The sequence below is a fragment of the Arthrobacter cryoconiti genome (assembly GCF_020905375.1).
GTDB classification, from domain to species: domain Bacteria; phylum Actinomycetota; class Actinomycetes; order Actinomycetales; family Micrococcaceae; genus Specibacter; species Specibacter cryoconiti.
Window position 1 is genome coordinate 22,135 of sequence record NZ_JAJJBU010000024.1, and the last position, 18,176, is coordinate 40,310.

An 18,176-nucleotide genomic window follows, 5' to 3' on the forward strand; every position below is an offset into this window, starting at 1 on the left:
GCTACCGGCGGCGACAGTGGCAGGGCCCGCGCGGTCCTCACGACCACAACTGCACAAGGAGAACCAAGCAGCATGGCAAAGCGCAGCAAAGCATATGAGGCAGCCCTCGCCAAGATCGATGCGGAGAAAGTATACGCACCGTTCGAGGCCATCAAGCTCGCCAAGGACACCAACCCGTCCAAGTTTGACGCCACAGTAGAGGTCGCCTTCCGTTTGGGAGTTGACCCCCGCAAAGCGGATCAGATGATCCGTGGCACCGTCAACTTGCCGCACGGCACCGGCAAGACCGCCCGCGTCCTCGTTTTCGCAACGGGTGAGCGTGCCGAAGCTGCTCTCGCAGCCGGCGCTGACTTCGTGGGTACAGACGACCTGATCGAAAAGATCCAGGGCGGCTGGACCGACTTCGACTCAGCCGTTGCTACCCCGGACCTCATGGGTAAGGTGGGGCGCTTGGGCAAGATCTTGGGCCCGCGTAACCTCATGCCGAACCCGAAGACTGGCACCGTGACCAACGACGTGGCCAAGGCCGTGAATGACATCAAGGGCGGCAAGATCGACTTCCGCGTTGATAAGCACTCCAACCTGCATTTCATCATCGGCAAGGTGTCTTTTGACGCTCTGAAGCTGGCCGAGAACTACGGGGCTGCTCTGGAAGAGGTTCTTCGCTTGAAGCCCTCTGCTTCCAAGGGCCGTTACGTGCAGAAGGCTACCGTCACCACGACGTTCGGCCCGGGTATCTCGATTGATCCCGCAGCAACCAAAGTTGTTACCGAGGTTTAAGTTAGAAACCTGACTTACGTGAGGGGCTGGTGTAGCGCATAGCTACACCAGCCCCTCGCTTTTTGCTTAGAGTTGATCACGAACCGAGGTCAACACTCCAAGAACAGCGGACCTGGTGACTATCAGGGCTAAGGGCTCACGGGGAGAGACAATGAGCGAGATTCGTATTGAGCAACTACGCGTTCCAGACGCGTTGGACAGCGAGAGCGCTGGAGATTTTCGCAGTGCCGTCGAGGTTTCCCGGGCAGTCCGGATCGAGACCTGGGGCAACGATGACCTTGCCTACACTGCCGAGGAGATGCTGGCCCTGTGCCACGATCCCTACGAGTGGTACGTGGCTTTGATCGCCCGTTTGGACGGGGAAATCGTTGCCCGTGCAGGAATTGCCATGCCGTTGGACGAGGAAACTGACCTGGCCCACGTGACACTGGACGTGCTCCCGTCAGCGCAGGGACACGGACTAGGTCGGGAGCTCCTTGAGGCGGCAGAAGTTTTTGTGCGCGGGGAAAACCGAAGGATCGTCATGGTGGAGACCAACCATGCGGCAACTTGGCTAGGGCACGTCGATGAAGACGCGCTTCCGGCTGCCAGTGGGGTTGGATCGTTGCCTGTCAGCAGTAGGGAAGCAAGATTTGCGCACAACGCCGGCTATGGGCTCGAACGGGTGGAACAGTTCAGTTCCTGCGCTGTTCCGCTGGATTCTGCCGGAGCGAAGAAGCTGAGTGAGTGGGCCAGAGAAGCCAACGGCGGCGGATATGCACTCCACCAATGGACGGACCGTTGTCCGAAGCGCTGGGCGGCAGACTTTGTCCGCTTGGAGAACTCAACGGGTAACAATGGTGAAGCGGGTGAAATCTGGGATGAGACCAAGTTGCGCGAGTCTGAGGAGTTGTCGCTACAGACTGGACGCCACACACTGGTCAGTGCGGCCGAATGCCTCGCGACGGGACATTTAGTGGCGTTCACCTCTATCTCTGTCTTGGGTGCCCGTGCTGACATCGCGTTTCAAGATGAGACTGTGGTCCAGCTTGATCACCGCGGGCGCGAACTCGGCCTTGACATTAAGGTGGCCAACTTGGAACTCTTGGCGCGAGAATTTCCAGGCGTCGGCACTGTGTATACCTGGAACGCGGCGGACAACGAATACATGCTTTCCGTCAATGCAAAGCTGGGATTTGCCCCAGCGGGGATCACCGGTCAATGGCAAAAGAACTTGGAGAACGTGCTGTAGTTTCCCCGATTTGGAACCAGCGGCTCATTGGATCTACACTGGAATAACCAAAGACCGTCGGTCGATGGAAACCATCCCCATGTAACAGGCACAGCGTGTGCCCTGTGACATGGATCAGGAGAAGTTTTCATTCGAAAGTCCTCATGCAGGACGGCCAACGCAGGTGCACAAAGCTTACGCAACGTGGAACGACGGAAGAAAATCCGTCGATACGCTGCGGATAACGCCCCGTACATCTGTGCGGGGCGTTTTGTTTGTCCTGATTCGCTTCCCTTTGTGGAGGCTACAGGGCAGGGCCGAACAGACCGGCACCAATTCCCGGAAGGAGGGTTATGGCAACGCCAACAAAAGTGGCAGCAGTTGCGGAGCTCAAAGCAGATTTTGCAGACTCCAACGCAGCAGTCCTAACCGAATACCGTGGGCTCACCGTCGCTCAGCTCAAGGAGCTGCGCGTTTCTCTCGGCCAGGACACCAAGTTCGCGGTCGTTAAGAACACTCTGACTGCCATCGCGGCCAAGGAAGCTGGTGTTGATGCTTTCGACGGTCAGCTCTCCGGCCCCACCGCGATTGCATTCATCAAGGGTGACGCTGTTGCGGCAGCAAAGAGCCTGACGGATTTTGCAAAGAACAACAAAGCGCTGGTTATCAAGACCGGTTTCTTTGAAGGCAAATCCATGGATGCTTCCCAGGTTGCCGCACTGGCTGCCTTGGAATCCCGCGAGCTGCAGCTGGCCAAGGTTGCCGGCATCCTCAAGGCTCCGATGGCCGCCGTCGCGCGCACCATCGAGGCCCTGCGAGTCAAGCTTGCCGAAGACGCCCCTGTTGAAGAGGCTCCCGCGGAAGTTGCTGCCCCTGTTGACGAGGCTCCGGCCGCAGAAACAGCAGCAACCGAGGCTTAGTCTCTACCCCATAGTTTTACCCCGGGTCCAGCAGGACAAGGGATATTAGATTTGGCCCCGATAGGGCCAAGAATACAGAAGGAGCGCCACCCATGGCTAAGCTCACCAATGACGAGCTCATCGCAGCTTTCAAAGAACTGACCATCATCGAGCTCTCCGAGTTCGTCAAGCTCTTCGAAGAGACCTTTGAAGTAACCGCTGCTGCTGTTGCAGTTTCCGGCCCCGCCGGCGGCGCCGCTGAAGCCGAAGAGGAGCAGACGGAATTCGACGTCGTCCTCGAAGCTGCAGGCGACAAGAAGATCGCAGTGATCAAGGAAGTTCGCGCCCTGACGTCCCTCGGACTGAAGGAAGCCAAGGACGTTGTTGACTCCGCTCCCAAGGCTGTTCTGGAAGGCGTCACCAAGGAAGCCGCAGAGAAGGCAAAGGACGCTCTCGAAGCTGCCGGCGCCACGGTTACCGTCAAGTAATCTTCTCGCTTTTTTCAAAGAAGCCCCGCACCGATTGGTGCGGGGCTTCTTTGTGTCCGGCGGGGTATCTGACGCGGTACCGGACAGGCTTTCACCGGCATTTTTCCGGCGTCTATCCGACGCGCCGGCCGCCTGGGGCCTTTAGCGTCTCCTTTACGTCGCCTACAAAAGATGCCGGCCGAACGTTCTCGGTCATCCTGCGGTGGCGCCGGTATTCCCTCGGTCGCTATCCGACTGACGGCCGCAGGCGGCCTTACAGTCTCCTTTACGCGACCTACGGAAACACCGGCGCCACCGCAGACCGCCAACAGCCCTGCTAGTCGAGCACCGAGATATCGGCCACTGTGGCACCCAAGGCTTCAATAAGGGAATCAGCATCTACGAACATGCTGTAACCGTGTTCCCCTGCACCCATGGCGACCCGACGCCCACGAATCGTTTCGTCAGCGAACACGGGCCACGGCGTCGTACTCCCCAAGGGGGTGATGGTGCCGCGCTCATAACCTGTAGCATCACGGGCCGCCTGGGGTGCCGGTAGTTGGAGCTTGTTCACACCCACCACAGCACGCAGTTTCGGCCAGGAGATGGCCCGCCCACCCGGGATCAGCGCAAAGAGGAACGATCCGTCGCTGCGTTTGACCACAAGAGATTTGAGGATCTGTTTGGGTTCGATCCCCAGCACCGCAGCGGCCTCGATGAGTGAGTCCGCGGGCGGACGCGCAAGAATCTCCACCTTTAGCCCTTTGTCACGGGCATCAGCCAGAACGCGGGCGTGTCCGTGGAGTTCTATGCTCACTCGGCGTCGCGGAAGAGCAGAAGCGCTTCGCCTTGACCGCCACCGCCGCACAGAGAGACAGCAGCCTTACCGGAGCCACGGCGCTGTAGTTCGAAGGCCGCGTGGAGTGCCAGTCGTGCACCTGAAGCTCCGATTGGGTGCCCCAGGGCTATGGCGCCGCCATGAATGTTGCACTTCTCCAACGGGTAGTCCAAATCGCGAAGGGACTGCACTGCCACAGACGCGAAAGCTTCGTTGATTTCGATGAAGTCCAGCTCCTGCGCTGTCCACCCAGCCCGTGTCAGCGCAGCCGTTATGGCGTGCGAGGGCTGAGAGTGAAGTGAATTATCGGGTCCAGCGACTTGCCCGGGTGCGCCCACTACGGCTAGCCAGCTCAGGCCGTGTTCATCCGCGTAGGCACGTGAAGTGAGTACCAGCGCGGATGCGCCGTCGGAAAGGGGGGAGGAGTTTCCAGCCGTGATGGCTCCGTCAGCAGAAAACGCTGGGCGTAGGGGGGCGAGTGTCTCCGCGGTGGTTCCGGCCCGTACGCCCTCGTCCTGTGTCAGTATCAGGGGTTCACCTTTGCGCTGAGGGACTGTGACGGGGACGATCTCGGCGTCAAAAACCCCGGCTTCATGGGCTGCTGCGGCACGCTGATGTGACGCGGCTGCCACCTCGTCCTGTGCGGAGCGGGTCAAATTCAACCTAATATTGCCTCGTTCCGTAGAGAGGCCCATAGATTCACCGTCAAAGGCGTCTGTGAGCCCGTCTCTGGCAGCGGCGTCCAGTGCCTGTACAGAACCATAGGTCCAGCCCTGGCGGGACCCTGGCAGCAAATGGGGGGCCCGAGTCATCGATTCCTGCCCACCGGCTACCACCACGCGGGCGTCACCGCTGCGGATCATCCGAGCAGCATCAATGACGGCAGTCAAACCGGAGAGGCAGACCTTATTGATGGTCACGGCTGGCACGTTCCAACCGATGCCTGCCCCAATGGAACTTTGGCGTGCCGGATTCTGGCCAGCACCGGCTTGGAGTACATGCCCCATGATCACGTGGTCTACGTCGCGGGCGTCGACTCCTGAGCGATCCAAGGCCGCCGAAATTGCCTTGGCTCCAAGTTCTACACCGGTGAAAGCCGACAATTGCCCGTTCAAGCGTCCTTGTGGAGTGCGGGCTCCGGAGAGAATTACCACATCGTTTGCTTGTGCCCTCATGTTGGCGCTCCTTAGCAGTTTGTTAGCACCAGTCATCGTTGACTAGAGGCGCTTTCTCTATTGAATCTAACAGTAGGGGAGGTGTCGAATTATTCGTTTTTTGCGGAGGCGCGGTTTGTGCGGGCGTGGCTCCCGGAGTTGAGTCAGCAAAGATCAATACTTGCGCAATCTCGTAACGTGGGGTAGACACGCGGGCAATATTGGTTGTAGAGTAGATCTTTGCGTATCCCTCTAAACCTTAAGCCTTCATATAGCGGTGGGCTTTGCTCGGACAAGAGTTGAGATCTTGCACATCCCTAGGGTAGCCACTTTAGGCCTCTGGGTGTGCAAGATGGAGCTTTCTTGGCCAGCGATCGCGGTGGTTTGATGACCACCGTCGAATCGGGTGAGGGTTCACAAGAACAAGCCTGCAGGTCTGTGGAAGGATCCCTCTTGGTCGCCTCGAGCACCTCTAATATAAATAACGCTGCAACCGCTATCGATTCAAACAGCACGGACGGTGCTAAGAGTCGCCTCTCATTCGCAAAGATTCACGAGCCGCTTGACGTCCCGAATCTGCTTGCGCTCCAGACCGAGAGCTTTGACTGGCTCGTCGGCAACGGACGCTGGCAGGACCGGATGGAAGCTGCCGTCAATACTGGCGATGACAGTGTGGCTGTTACGTCCGGTCTGTCCGACATCTTCGAGGAAATCTCCCCGATTGAGGATTTCCAGGGCACGATGTCCCTGTCCTTCACGGAGCCGGAGTTCTCCGACCCCAAGTTCACAGTTGACGAATGCAAGGACCGCGACGCCACGTTCGCCGCTCCGCTGTACGTCAAGGCTGAGTTCATGAACAACCTCACGGGCGAAATAAAGCAACAGACTGTCTTCATGGGTGATTTCCCGCTCATGACAGATAAGGGAACATTCGTCATCAACGGCACTGAGCGCGTTGTTGTCTCCCAGCTGGTGCGCTCTCCAGGTGCCTATTTTGAGCGCACAGCAGATAAGACCAGTGACAAGGAAATCTTCACCGCCAAGATCATCCCCTCGCGTGGTGCTTGGTTTGAGCTGGAGATCGACAAGCGCGATCAGGTCGGTGTCCGCCTTGACCGTAAGCGCAAGCAGTCAGTGACGGTTCTGCTCAAGGCCCTCGGCTGGAGCGAAAGCCAGATCCTGGAGGAATTCGGCGAGTTCGATTCCATCCGTGCCACATTGGAGAAAGATGCAACCACCGGGCGTGAAGACGCCTTGCTGGACATCTACCGCAAGCTGCGTCCGGGCGAGCCGCCCACCGTTGATGCAGCCGATGCTCTGCTGAACAATCTGTACTTCAACCCCAAGCGCTACGACTTGGCAAAGGTTGGCCGCTACAAGATCAACCGCAAGCTCGGGATCGATTTGCCCTTGAGCGACGAGAAGGCTTCAGTGCTGAGCGTGGATGACATCGTCGCCATGATCAAGTACTTGGTCACCTTGCACGCTGGTGGCAAGACCACCAAGGGCCAGCGCGACGGCGTCGAAGTTGACCTGCGCGTTGACGTCGATGACATCGACCACTTCGGCAACCGTCGTATCCGCGCCGTAGGTGAGCTCATCGAAAACCAGATCCGCACGGGTCTTTCCCGTATGGAGCGTGTTGTGCGGGAGCGCATGACCACCCAGGACGTGGAGGCGATCACGCCGCAGACGTTGATCAACATCCGTCCCGTGGTTGCTGCGATCAAGGAATTCTTCGGAACCTCCCAGCTTTCGCAGTTCATGGACCAGAACAACCCACTTGCTGGCCTCACACACAAGCGTCGCTTGTCCGCTCTGGGCCCGGGCGGTTTGTCCCGTGACCGTGCAGGCATGGAAGTTCGTGACGTTCACCCGTCCCACTATGGCCGCATGTGCCCCATTGAAACTCCTGAAGGCCCCAACATTGGTCTGATTGGTTCGTTGGCTTCCTACGGTCGAATCAACCCCTTCGGTTTCATCGAGACCCCGTACCGTCGTGTGAAAGACGGCGTCGTCTCAGATCAGGTGGACTATCTGACAGCAGATGACGAGGTTGACGTGGTGATCGCCCAGGCGAACGCGCCCTTGGACGATAACAACCACTTCACCGAAGACTCCGTTCTGGTTCGCCAGCGCGGTGGTGGTGGCGAGCCCGTCCTAATCCCAGCCGATGAGGTTGAGTACATGGACGTTTCCCCGCGCCAGATGGTGTCCGTGGCCACTGCCCTGATCCCGTTCCTCGAGCATGACGATGCCAACCGTGCCCTCATGGGTGCGAACATGCAGCGTCAGGCAGTGCCGCTGGTCCAGTCCGAAGCTCCCTTTGTGGGCACCGGTATGGAGCGCGCAACGGCTGTTGACGCCGGCGACGTCGTCATTGCCAAGAAGGCTGGCGTGGTTTCCGAGGTGTCCGCTGACATCGTTGTCATGCTCAATGATGACGGCACCGAGACGAACTACCCGATTGCCAAGTACCAGCGTTCCAACCAGGGCACCGCCTACAACCAGCGCGTTCTAGCCTCCGAGGGCCAGCGACTGGAAGTTGGCGGCATCATTGCCGACGGTCCCGCAACGGACATGGGCGAGCTTGCCTTGGGTAAGAACCTCCTGGTTGCCTTCATGTCCTGGGAAGGCTACAACTACGAGGACGCGATCATCCTCTCGCAGCGCATTGTTGCCGAAGATGTGTTGTCCTCGATCCACATTGAAGAGCACGAGATCGATGCTCGCGACACCAAGCTTGGTGCCGAGGAAATCACGCGGGACATCCCCAACGTTTCTGAGGAAATCCTTGCTGGTTTGGACGAGCGTGGAATCATCCACATCGGTGCAGAGGTTGAAGCTGGCGACATCCTCGTTGGCAAGGTAACGCCCAAGGGTGAAACCGAATTGACCCCTGAGGAACGCCTGCTGCGTGCCATCTTCGGTGAGAAGTCTCGCGAAGTGCGTGACACCTCATTGAAGGTTCCCCACGGCGAGTCCGGAACCGTCATTGGAGTCCGCGTCTTTGACCGCGACTCCGACGACGATCTGCCTCCCGGAGTGAACCAGTTGGTTCGCGTGTACGTGGCCAACAAGCGCAAGATCACCGATGGCGACAAGCTGGCTGGTCGTCACGGTAACAAGGGTGTTATTTCCAAGATCTTGCCGATCGAAGACATGCCCTTCCTTGCTGATGGCACACCTGTGGACATCGTTTTGAACCCGCTGGGTGTTCCTGGGCGCATGAACGTCGGACAGGTTTTGGAAATCCACCTGGGCTGGGTTGCCAAGACCGGTTGGAAGGTTGAAGGCGAGCCGGATTGGATCAAGAACCTCCCGAATCTGCCCCGCGAGAGCGGTCAGACCAAGGTTGCCACCCCGGTCTTCGACGGTGCCCGCGATGCTGAAATCACAGGCCTGCTCGATTCCACCAATGTCACCCGCGACGGCGATCGCTTGATCGACTCAACCGGAAAGACCCGTCTGTTCGACGGTCGCTCCGGCGATCCGTTCCCGGACCCGATTTCCGTGGGCTACATGTACATCTTGAAACTTCACCACTTGGTGGATGACAAGATTCACGCCCGCTCCACGGGGCCGTACTCCATGATCACCCAGCAGCCTCTGGGAGGTAAGGCTCAGTTCGGTGGCCAGCGCTTCGGTGAGATGGAAGTTTGGGCTCTTGAGGCTTACGGTGCCGCGTATACGCTGCAGGAACTGCTCACGATCAAGTCCGATGACATCCATGGCCGCGTGAAGGTCTATGAGGCAATTGTCAAGGGCGAGAACATCCCTGAGCCTGGTATCCCTGAATCCTTCAAGGTGCTAATCAAGGAAATGCAGTCGCTGTGCCTGAACGTGGAAGTTCTTTCCACCGACGGAACCACGATTGAAATGCGTGACTCGGACGAAGAAGTCTTCCGGGCCGCGGAAGAGCTAGGCATCGACCTTTCACGGGCCGAGCCGAACTCTGTCGAAGAGGTTTAGTGAGTCGACGGCGGCAACGCTTCCGTGCCGCCGTCGCACTTCTTCCCGTACCCCACAAGACTTTTTGACCTAAAAGAATTAGAGAGAACAGGACCCATATGTCCAGCGAATCTTCCTTCGGCCTCATGCAGATCGGCCTGGCCACCGCGACTGACATTCGCGATTGGTCACACGGTGAAGTAAAGAAGCCGGAAACCATCAACTACCGCACACTCAAGCCTGAAAAGGACGGCCTCTTCTGCGAGAAGATCTTCGGCCCGTCCAGGGATTGGGAGTGCTACTGCGGTAAGTACAAGCGCGTACGTTTCAAAGGCATCATCTGTGAGCGTTGTGGCGTTGAAGTCACGCGCGCCAAGGTGCGCCGCGAACGCATGGGCCACATTGAGCTTGCTGCCCCCGTGACCCACATTTGGTACTTCAAGGGCGTTCCCTCGCGCTTGGGCTACCTGTTGGACCTGGCACCGAAGGACCTTGAAAAGGTCATCTACTTCGCTGCGTACATGATTACCAGCGTTGACGAAGACGCCCGCCATGCCGAACTGCCGAATCTTCAGACCGAGCACGACCTGGAGAAGAAGCGCATGGTTGACACGCGTGATTCTGACATTGCAACGATCGCCCGCAACCTTGAAGGTGAGCTTCAGCGTCTTGAAGGCGAAGGCGCTAAAGCTGCCGAGAAGAAGAAGGCCCGCGATTCCGCGGACCGCCAGATGGCAAATGTGCGCAAGCGTGCGGATGCTGAGATCGATCGCCTCGAGCAGGTCTGGGATCGTTTCAAGGCCCTCAAGGTTGCAGACCTCGAAGGTGATGAGGCCCTGTACCGCGAATTGCGTGACCGTTACGGCATGTTCTTCGAAGGCTCCATGGGCGCCGAGGCCATCAAGAAGCGTCTTGAGACCTTTGATATGGCCGGTGAAGCTGAGATTCTGCGTGACATCATTCAGAACGGCAAGGGCCAGCGCAAGACCCGCGCCATCAAGCGTCTGAAGGTTGTTAATGCTTTCTTGACCACCAACAACAGCCCGCTGGGTATGGTTCTGGATGCTGTCCCGGTGATCCCGCCGGAACTGCGCCCCATGGTTCAGCTCGATGGTGGCCGTTTCGCCACCTCGGACTTGAATGATCTGTACCGTCGGGTGATCAACCGCAACAACCGTCTGAAGCGTTTGCTTGACTTGGGCGCTCCGGAGATCATCGTCAACAATGAAAAGCGCATGCTCCAAGAAGCTGTGGACTCGCTCTTCGATAACGGTCGTCGTGGCCGCCCTGTGACCGGACCGGGCAACCGTCCGTTGAAGTCGCTCTCTGACATGCTCAAGGGCAAGCAGGGTCGATTCCGTCAGAACCTCCTGGGTAAGCGCGTTGACTACTCGGGCCGTTCGGTTATTGTGGTTGGCCCGCAGCTGAAGCTGCACCAGTGTGGTCTGCCTAAGCAGATGGCTTTGGAGCTCTTCAAGCCGTTCGTGATGAAGCGCTTGGTTGACTTGAACCATGCGCAGAACATCAAGAGCGCCAAGCGCATGGTGGAGCGTTTCCGTCCCCAGGTGTGGGATGTACTCGAAGAGATCATCACCGAACACCCGGTATTGCTCAACCGTGCACCTACCCTGCACCGTTTGGGGATCCAGGCGTTCGAGCCTCAGCTTGTTGAAGGTAAAGCAATCCAGCTTCACCCGCTGGTTTGTGGTGCTTTCAACGCTGACTTCGACGGTGACCAGATGGCAGTTCACCTGCCGCTGAGCCCCGAAGCTCAGGCTGAAGCGCGCATCTTGATGCTGTCCTCGAACAACATTTTGAAGCCTTCGGATGGCCGCCCGGTTACCCTGCCTTCGCAGGATATGATCATCGGCTTGTACCACTTGACGACCAAGCGTGAGGGTTCAGCCGGAGAAGGAAGAGTCTTCTCGACCTCGGCTGAAGCCATCATGGCCCACGACGCCGGTGCCTTGCACCTGAACTCGCAGGTTAAGATCCGCTTGACCGATTTCGTGCCCAATGCAGGGTGGGAGGCTCCGGAAGGTTGGGAGCCCGGCATGCCCGCCATCGTGGCTACCTCGCTGGGACAGGTCATCTTCAACGAAACTCTGCCTGCGGACTACCCGTGGGTTGAGGAAGTTGCGGACAAGGGCCAGCTCTCTGAGATCGTCAACGACCTAGCGGAGCGCTACCCCAAGGTTATTGTGGCTGCGACGCTGGATAACTTGAAGAATGCAGGCTTCTACTGGGCCACCCGATCCGGTGTCACCGTCGCGATCTCGGACATTAAGGTCCCTGACGAGAAGCCGGCAATTCTGGAAGGCTACGAAGTCAAGGCCGCCAAGGTTCAGGCTCAGTTCGACAAGGGTCTGATTGCCGATGAGGAGCGTCGTCAAGACCTCATTGACATCTGGAACCAGGCAACGAATGAGATCGCTGACGTCATGCGAGCGTCTTTCTCGGTATCGAACACCATCAACCGCATGGTTTCCTCGGGAGCCCGTGGTAACTGGATGCAGGTTCGCCAGATTGCTGGTATCCGTGGCTTGGTGGCAAACCCGAAGGGTGAGATTATCCCTCGCCCGATCAAGTCCTCATACCGTGAGGGCCTGTCGGTTTTGGAGTACTTCATTGCTACTCACGGTGCCCGTAAGGGTCTGGCTGATACTGCTTTGCGTACGGCTAACTCCGGTTACTTGACGCGTCGTTTGGTTGACGTTTCGCAGGATGTCATTGTTCGTGAAGACGACTGTGGCACCGAGCGCGGACTGACACTGCCGATCGCGGTTGTTAGTGAAGATGGCGAGATCAAACTGCATGAGGAAGTCGAGAATAGCGTTTACGCGCGGACCTTGGCTGCCGACGTCGTTGACTCTTCGGCTAAAGTCCTGGCCCGCGCTGGCGACGACGTCGGAGACGTGCTGATCAACAAGCTCTTTGCTGCAGGAATCGAAGAGATCAAGGTCCGTTCAGTGCTCACGTGTGAGTCGACTGTTGGTACCTGTGCGCTTTGCTACGGCCGTTCCTTGGCCACCGGCAAGACAGTGGACATTGGTGAGGCCGTCGGTATTATTGCCGCACAGTCCATTGGTGAGCCCGGCACGCAGCTGACCATGCGTACTTTCCACACCGGTGGTGCTGTTTCTGCCAGCCGTGGCGAGGACATCACCCAGGGTCTGCCACGTATCCAGGAGCTATTCGAAGCCCGTACGCCTAAGGGTGTTTCACCGATCGCAGAGGCTGCCGGACGCATCAACATTGATGAGTCTGAACGCACCATGCGATTGATCCTCACTCCGGACGACGGCACCGAAGAGATCGCCTACCCGGTCTTGCGCCGAGCTCGTTTGCTGATTGCCGACGGTGAGCACGTAGTGGTTGGCCAGAAGCTGATCGTTGGTGCTGTGGACCCGAAGCAGGTTCTGCGTATCCTGGGCCCGCGTGCTGCTCAGAAGCACCTGGTTGAGGAAGTCCAGCGCGTTTACCGCAGCCAGGGTGTGGGCATTCACGACAAGCACGTGGAAGTCATCGTCCGTCAGATGCTCCGTCGTGTGACGGTCATTGAGTCCGGCGACTCGAACCTGCTGCCCGGCGAGCTTGCCGAGCGCGGTCGCTTCGAAACGGAAAACCGTCGCGTGGTTTCTGAGGGTAAGAAGCCGGCATCGGGCCGTAACGAGCTCATGGGTATCACGAAGGCCTCGCTTGCTACCGAGTCCTGGCTCTCTGCGGCTTCCTTCCAGGAAACCACCCGCGTTTTGACGCAGGCGGCCATGGAAGGCAAGTCGGATCCGCTCTTGGGTCTGAAGGAGAACGTCATCATCGGTAAGTTGATCCCGGCTGGTACGGGTCTTCCGCGCTACACCAACGTTACGGTGGAGCCGACCGAAGAGGCCAAGGCCAACCTGTTTACCGGTCCAAGCGCTTTCAGCGACTTTGACTACGTGGGCGGCGCTGGAGACCTTGGTGCTGAGTTCCGGGCCATCCCGTTGGATGACTATGATTTGGGCACCAACTTCAGCGGCTAGCGCCTAAGGGAGCTGCAGAGGGTCCCAAACCGAGCTTTTGAGGTTTGGGAGGCAGTGAATGTGCGACGGCGGTTGGCCGGCTTCCCCGTGAAGCCCGCCAACCGCCGTCGCACGTTTAAGAGCGTGGCGTAAAGAATCCAATAGCCTACGCTCTTGGCTGCACGCTTACTGCGCACCCGATTCGTGTGGCGGCTTAACACGTGGTAACGTAATAAGCAATTGTTAGTGTGGCAGTGGATAAGAGCATCCAGCTGACCGGCCAAGGCCAGTTCAGTAGATGCGGGTCCGGGTTGTACGGTTCTTGTACAGCGAATGCCACATTTTTGCATGCCTAGGCGCTGTGAAGTCGCCAAGCCTGCGGCTACCAGTAAAAGGCTTTTCCCGTCTCCGTCGCCATTGCGCGGCCGGCAGGAGGGGAAAGCGACACGAGAAGCATCGTCAAGAAAACAACGGAGAACACGAAAGTGCCTACGATTAACCAGCTGGTCCGAAAGGGCCGGACACCCAAGGTCACTAAGACCAAGGCTCCCGCACTAAAGGGTAGCCCCATGCGCCGCGGCGTTTGCACGCGCGTTTACACCACCACCCCGAAGAAGCCGAACTCGGCTCTGCGTAAGGTTGCCCGCGTGCGCCTTAACGGCGGCGTGGAAGTCACTGCCTACATCCCCGGTGTTGGCCACAACCTTCAGGAGCACTCCATCGTGCTCGTCCGTGGAGGCCGAGTGAAGGACCTTCCCGGTGTTCGCTACAAGATTGTTCGCGGCGCATTGGATACCCAAGGCGTTAAGAACCGCAAGCAGGCTCGCAGCCGCTACGGTGCAAAGATGGAGAAGAAGTAATATGCCTCGCAAGGGTCCGGCCCCCAAGCGGCCGCTAGTAGTAGATCCCGTATACGGGTCCCCCCTGGTCACTCAGCTGATCAACAAGGTACTCGTTGACGGTAAGAAGTCCACGGCTGAGCGCATCGTTTACGGTGCACTCGAAGGTGTTCGCGAGAAGACCGGCAGTGATCCCGTAGTTGCCTTGAAGAAGGCCATGGAGAACATCAAGCCGAGCCTTGAAGTAAAGTCCCGCCGTGTTGGTGGAGCCACTTATCAGGTCCCCGTTGAGGTCAAGCCGGGTCGTCAGACCGCTTTGGCCCTGCGCTGGTTGGTTGGTTACTCGAAGGCTCGCCGCGAGAAGACCATGACTGAGCGTCTGCGCAACGAGGTTTTGGATGCTTCCAATGGCCTTGGTGCCGCTGTCAAGCGTCGTGAAGACACCCACAAGATGGCTGAATCCAACAAGGCCTTCGCCCATTACCGCTGGTAACTAGAGCCGTTCGAGTCCCCCGCATTAAACCGGGGTACTCGCAAGCTCATCTCTAGAAAGGGAGACAACGTGGCACAGGACGTGCTTACTGACCTTAACCGGGTCCGCAACATTGGCATCATGGCCCACATTGATGCTGGCAAGACCACTACTACTGAGCGCATCCTCTTCTACACGGGTGTGAACCACAAGCTCGGCGAAACACATGACGGTGCTTCGACGACTGACTGGATGGAACAGGAAAAGGAACGCGGCATCACCATCACGAGCGCCGCCGTGACTTGCTTCTGGGACAATAACCAGATCAACATCATTGACACTCCCGGTCACGTTGACTTCACGGTGGAAGTTGAGCGTTCCTTGCGTGTGCTCGACGGTGCCGTAGCTGTCTTCGATGGTAAGGAAGGCGTTGAGCCGCAGTCTGAGACTGTATGGCGTCAGGCTGATAAGTACCACGTACCACGGATCTGCTTCGTCAACAAGATGGACAAGCTCGGGGCCGACTTCTACTACACGGTCGACACCATTGTGAGCCGTCTAGGTGCCAAGCCTCTCGTTATGCAGCTGCCTATTGGTGCTGAAAGCGAATTCGTTGGCGTCGTCGACTTGTTGACCATGAAAGCCTTTGTTTGGGCTGGCGACTCCAAGGGTGACGTCACCATGGGTGCCAACTATGACATCTTGGAGATCCCCGCGGATCTGCAGGAAAAGGCTGAGGAATACCGTGCAGCACTCGTTGAGGCAGCTGCAGAGGCTTCTGAAGAGCTCATGGAGAAGTACCTTGAGGGCGAAGAGCCCAGCATTGAGGAACTGAAAGCTGGCATTCGCAAGCTGACTGTCAACTCTGAGATCTACCCTGTCTTCTGTGGTTCTGCATTCAAGAACCGCGGCGTTCAGCCGATGCTCGATGCTGTCATCGACTTCCTGCCGAACCCGTTGGACGTCGGAGCGATGATCGGTCACGATCCTCGCGACGAGTCCATCGAAATCAAGCGCGAACCGAATGAAGACGAGCCGTTCTCGGCTCTTGCTTTCAAGATCGCAACGCACCCGTTCTTCGGCCAGTTGAACTTCATCCGCGTGTACTCGGGCAAGGCAACTCCCGGTACTCAGCTCTTGAACTCGACCAAGCAGAAGAAGGAGCGCATTGGCAAGCTCTTTCAGATGCACGCCAATAAGGAAATGCCTGTCAGTGAAGTCCATGCCGGTCACATCTATGCTGTGATTGGTCTCAAGGACACCACGACAGGTGACACCTTGTGCGATCCTGCACACCCGGTCGTATTGGAGTCGATGACTTTCCCGGATCCCGTGATCTTCGTGGCCATCGAGCCCAAGACCAAGGGTGACCAGGAGAAGCTCTCCACGGCTATCCAGAAACTCTCCGCAGAGGACCCGACGTTCACCGTCAACCTCAACGAAGATACCGGGCAGACCGAAATTGGCGGCATGGGCGAGCTTCACCTGGATATCCTGGTGGACCGCATGCGTCGCGAATTCAACGTTGAAGCTAACGTTGGCAAGCCGCAGGTTGCGTACCGCGAAACCATCAAGCGTGCCGTTGCTAAGCACGACTACACGCATAAGAAGCAGACCGGTGGTTCGGGTCAGTTCGCAAAGATTCAAATTGCGATCGAGCCCATGGACACTGCCGAAGGTGCCGTGTACGAGTTCGAAAACAAGGTCACCGGCGGGCGTGTTCCTCGTGAATACATCCCCAGTGTTGATCAGGGCATCCAGTCCGCACTGCCTGATGGCGTGCTGGCCGGTTACCCGATGGTCGGCATCAGGGCTAAGCTGCTTGACGGCGCGTCCCACGATGTTGACTCTTCCGAAATGGCTTTCAAGATCGCCGGTCGCATGGCGTTCAAGGAAGCTGCTCGGATGGCCAACCCAGTCTTGCTTGAACCGTTGATGGAAGTTGAAGTCCGCACCCCTGAGGAATACATGGGTGAAGTCATCGGTGACATCAACTCTCGCCGAGGCCAGATGCAGTCCATGGAGGATGCAAGCGGCGTCAAGGTCATTAAGGCACTTGTCCCGTTGTCCGGCATGTTCGGCTACATCGGTGACCTGAGGTCCAAGACCCAGGGTCGCGCGGTGTACTCGATGAAGTTTGACAGCTACTCCGAGGTCCCCAAGGCAGTTGCCGACGAGATCATTCAGAAGGCTCGCGGCGAGTAATCGTCCTTTTGCAAGGGATCACATTCAGTCCTTATGATGGATGCGATCCCTTGCAACCAGCAATTTCTTAAAAATCAAAAGCCCCCAGTAGACTTGCTAAGGATTTCAGCGACGAACAGCGTCGCTGAAAGTAAGTCAACAAAAAACGTTCTAGGAGGAACCCGTGGCGAAGGCAAAGTTCGAGCGGACCAAGCCGCACGTTAACATCGGCACCATCGGTCACGTTGACCATGGTAAGACCACGTTGACGGCAGCCATTTCCAAGGTACTTTACGACAAGTACCCCACACTCAACGAGCAGCGTGATTTCAGCTCCATCGACTCGGCTCCCGAGGAGAAGCAGCGCGGCATCACGATCAACATCTCCCACGTTGAGTACCAGACCGAGAAGCGCCACTACGCACACGTAGACGCCCCCGGTCACGCTGACTACATCAAGAACATGATCACCGGTGCTGCGCAGATGGACGGCGCTATCCTGGTGGTTGCTGCGACTGACGGCCCTATGGCTCAGACTCGCGAGCACGTTCTGCTGGCCCGCCAGGTTGGCGTTCCCTACCTGCTGGTCGCACTGAACAAGTCCGACATGGTTGACGACGAAGAACTTCTCGACTTGGTCGAAATGGAAGTTCGCGAACTGCTCTCCTCACAGGGCTTCGATGGCGACGAGGCACCTGTTGTGCGCGTTTCCGGCTTGAAGGCTCTGGAAGGGGACCCCAAGTGGGTCAAGTCCGTTGAGGACCTGATGGATGCAGTTGACGAGCACGTTCCGGACCCGATCCGCGACAAGGACAAGCCGTTCTTGATGCCGGTTGAAGATGTTTTCACCATCACCGGTCGTGGAACTGTTGTTACGGGCCGCGCAGAGCGTGGAACGTTGAAGATCAACTCGGAAATCGAGATCGTCGGCATCCGTCCGGTCCAGAAGACCACGGTTACCGGTATCGAAATGTTCCACAAGCAGCTCGACGAGGCATGGGCCGGCGAGAACTGTGGTCTGCTGTTGCGCGGAATCAAGCGTGAAGACGTTGAGCGTGGCCAGGTTATTGTCAAGCCTGGTTCCATCACCCCTCACACTGACTTCGAAGCCAACGTCTACATCTTGGCTAAGGATGAAGGCGGGCGTCACAACCCGTTCTACTCCAACTACCGTCCCCAGTTCTACTTCCGCACCACGGATGTTACCGGTGTCATCACCTTGCCTGAGGGCACGGAAATGGTTATGCCTGGCGACAACACCGAAATGACTGTCGCGCTGATCCAGCCGATCGCCATGGAAGAAGGCCTCGGCTTCGCTATCCGCGAAGGCGGCCGCACCGTTGGTTCAGGTCGTGTCACAAAGATCATCAAGTAGGCTTTG

At 57.9% G+C, this 18,176-nt stretch carries 12 protein-coding genes; 10 read left to right on the forward strand and 2 right to left on the reverse strand.

What is annotated here, in order from left to right:
* Positions 1-72: 72 nt before the first annotated feature.
* The 4 genes from rplA (at position 73) to rplL (ending at position 3,377) form a co-directional block, all read left to right on the forward strand.
* Positions 73-780, forward strand: coding sequence for a 50S ribosomal protein L1 (gene rplA, locus LOH53_RS12690; RefSeq protein ID WP_230068120.1), 708 nt, complete (start codon positions 73-75; stop codon positions 778-780).
* 151 nt (positions 781-931) lie between these two features.
* A complete protein-coding gene (locus tag LOH53_RS12695; RefSeq protein ID WP_230068121.1) occupies positions 932-2,011 on the forward strand; it encodes a GNAT family N-acetyltransferase in 1,080 nt (359 codons plus the stop codon).
* Positions 2,012-2,343: 332 nt separating this feature from the next.
* A complete protein-coding gene (gene rplJ / locus LOH53_RS12700) occupies positions 2,344-2,910 on the forward strand; it encodes a 50S ribosomal protein L10 (protein WP_230068122.1) in 567 nt (188 codons plus the stop codon).
* 92 nt (positions 2,911-3,002) lie between these two features.
* On the forward strand, positions 3,003-3,377 hold the full coding sequence (rplL, locus tag LOH53_RS12705) for a 50S ribosomal protein L7/L12 (RefSeq protein ID WP_230068123.1): 375 nt from the start codon (positions 3,003-3,005) through the stop codon (positions 3,375-3,377).
* A 316-nt stretch (positions 3,378-3,693) separates the two neighbouring features.
* On the opposite strand, the gene LOH53_RS12710 is transcribed toward rplL, so the two are convergent.
* Together LOH53_RS12710 and LOH53_RS12715 are read right to left on the reverse strand one after the other, a co-directional pair.
* Positions 3,694-4,173 (reverse strand): aminoacyl-tRNA deacylase, encoded by a 480-nt coding sequence (locus LOH53_RS12710; protein ID WP_230068124.1) that lies wholly within the window; start codon positions 4,171-4,173, stop codon positions 3,694-3,696.
* Positions 4,170-5,369 carry an acetyl-CoA C-acetyltransferase gene (locus LOH53_RS12715; RefSeq protein ID WP_230068125.1) on the reverse strand — a complete coding sequence of 400 codons (1,200 nt, stop codon included), beginning with the start codon at positions 5,367-5,369 and terminating at the stop codon, positions 4,170-4,172. The genes LOH53_RS12710 and LOH53_RS12715 overlap by 4 nt, the downstream gene beginning before the upstream one ends.
* Positions 5,370-5,801: 432 nt before the next feature.
* Between LOH53_RS12715 and rpoB the strand changes: the two genes are divergently transcribed.
* From rpoB to tuf, 6 genes are all read left to right on the forward strand, one after another.
* On the forward strand, positions 5,802-9,320 hold the full coding sequence (gene rpoB / locus LOH53_RS12720; RefSeq protein WP_230068199.1) for a DNA-directed RNA polymerase subunit beta: 3,519 nt from the start codon (positions 5,802-5,804) through the stop codon (positions 9,318-9,320).
* Positions 9,321-9,418: 98 nt separating this feature from the next.
* The gene (locus tag LOH53_RS12725; RefSeq protein WP_230068126.1) at positions 9,419-13,321 is read left to right on the forward strand and encodes a DNA-directed RNA polymerase subunit beta'; all 3,903 of its coding nucleotides are present in this window, start codon (positions 9,419-9,421) and stop codon (positions 13,319-13,321) included.
* A 464-nt stretch (positions 13,322-13,785) separates the two neighbouring features.
* Entirely contained in the window at positions 13,786-14,160 is a 375-nt protein-coding gene (gene rpsL, locus LOH53_RS12730; RefSeq protein ID WP_038464715.1) for a 30S ribosomal protein S12, read from the forward strand.
* Between the two features lies 1 nt (position 14,161).
* Positions 14,162-14,632 (forward strand): 30S ribosomal protein S7, encoded by a 471-nt coding sequence (rpsG, locus tag LOH53_RS12735; RefSeq protein WP_230068127.1) that lies wholly within the window; start codon positions 14,162-14,164, stop codon positions 14,630-14,632.
* Between the two features lie 69 nt (positions 14,633-14,701).
* Positions 14,702-16,816 (forward strand): elongation factor G, encoded by a 2,115-nt coding sequence (gene fusA / locus LOH53_RS12740; protein ID WP_230068128.1) that lies wholly within the window; start codon positions 14,702-14,704, stop codon positions 16,814-16,816.
* 163 nt (positions 16,817-16,979) lie between these two features.
* Complete coding sequence (gene tuf, locus LOH53_RS12745; RefSeq protein WP_230068129.1) at positions 16,980-18,170, forward strand: elongation factor Tu; 1,191 nt, start codon at positions 16,980-16,982, stop codon at positions 18,168-18,170.
* Positions 18,171-18,176: the final 6 nt, after the last annotated feature.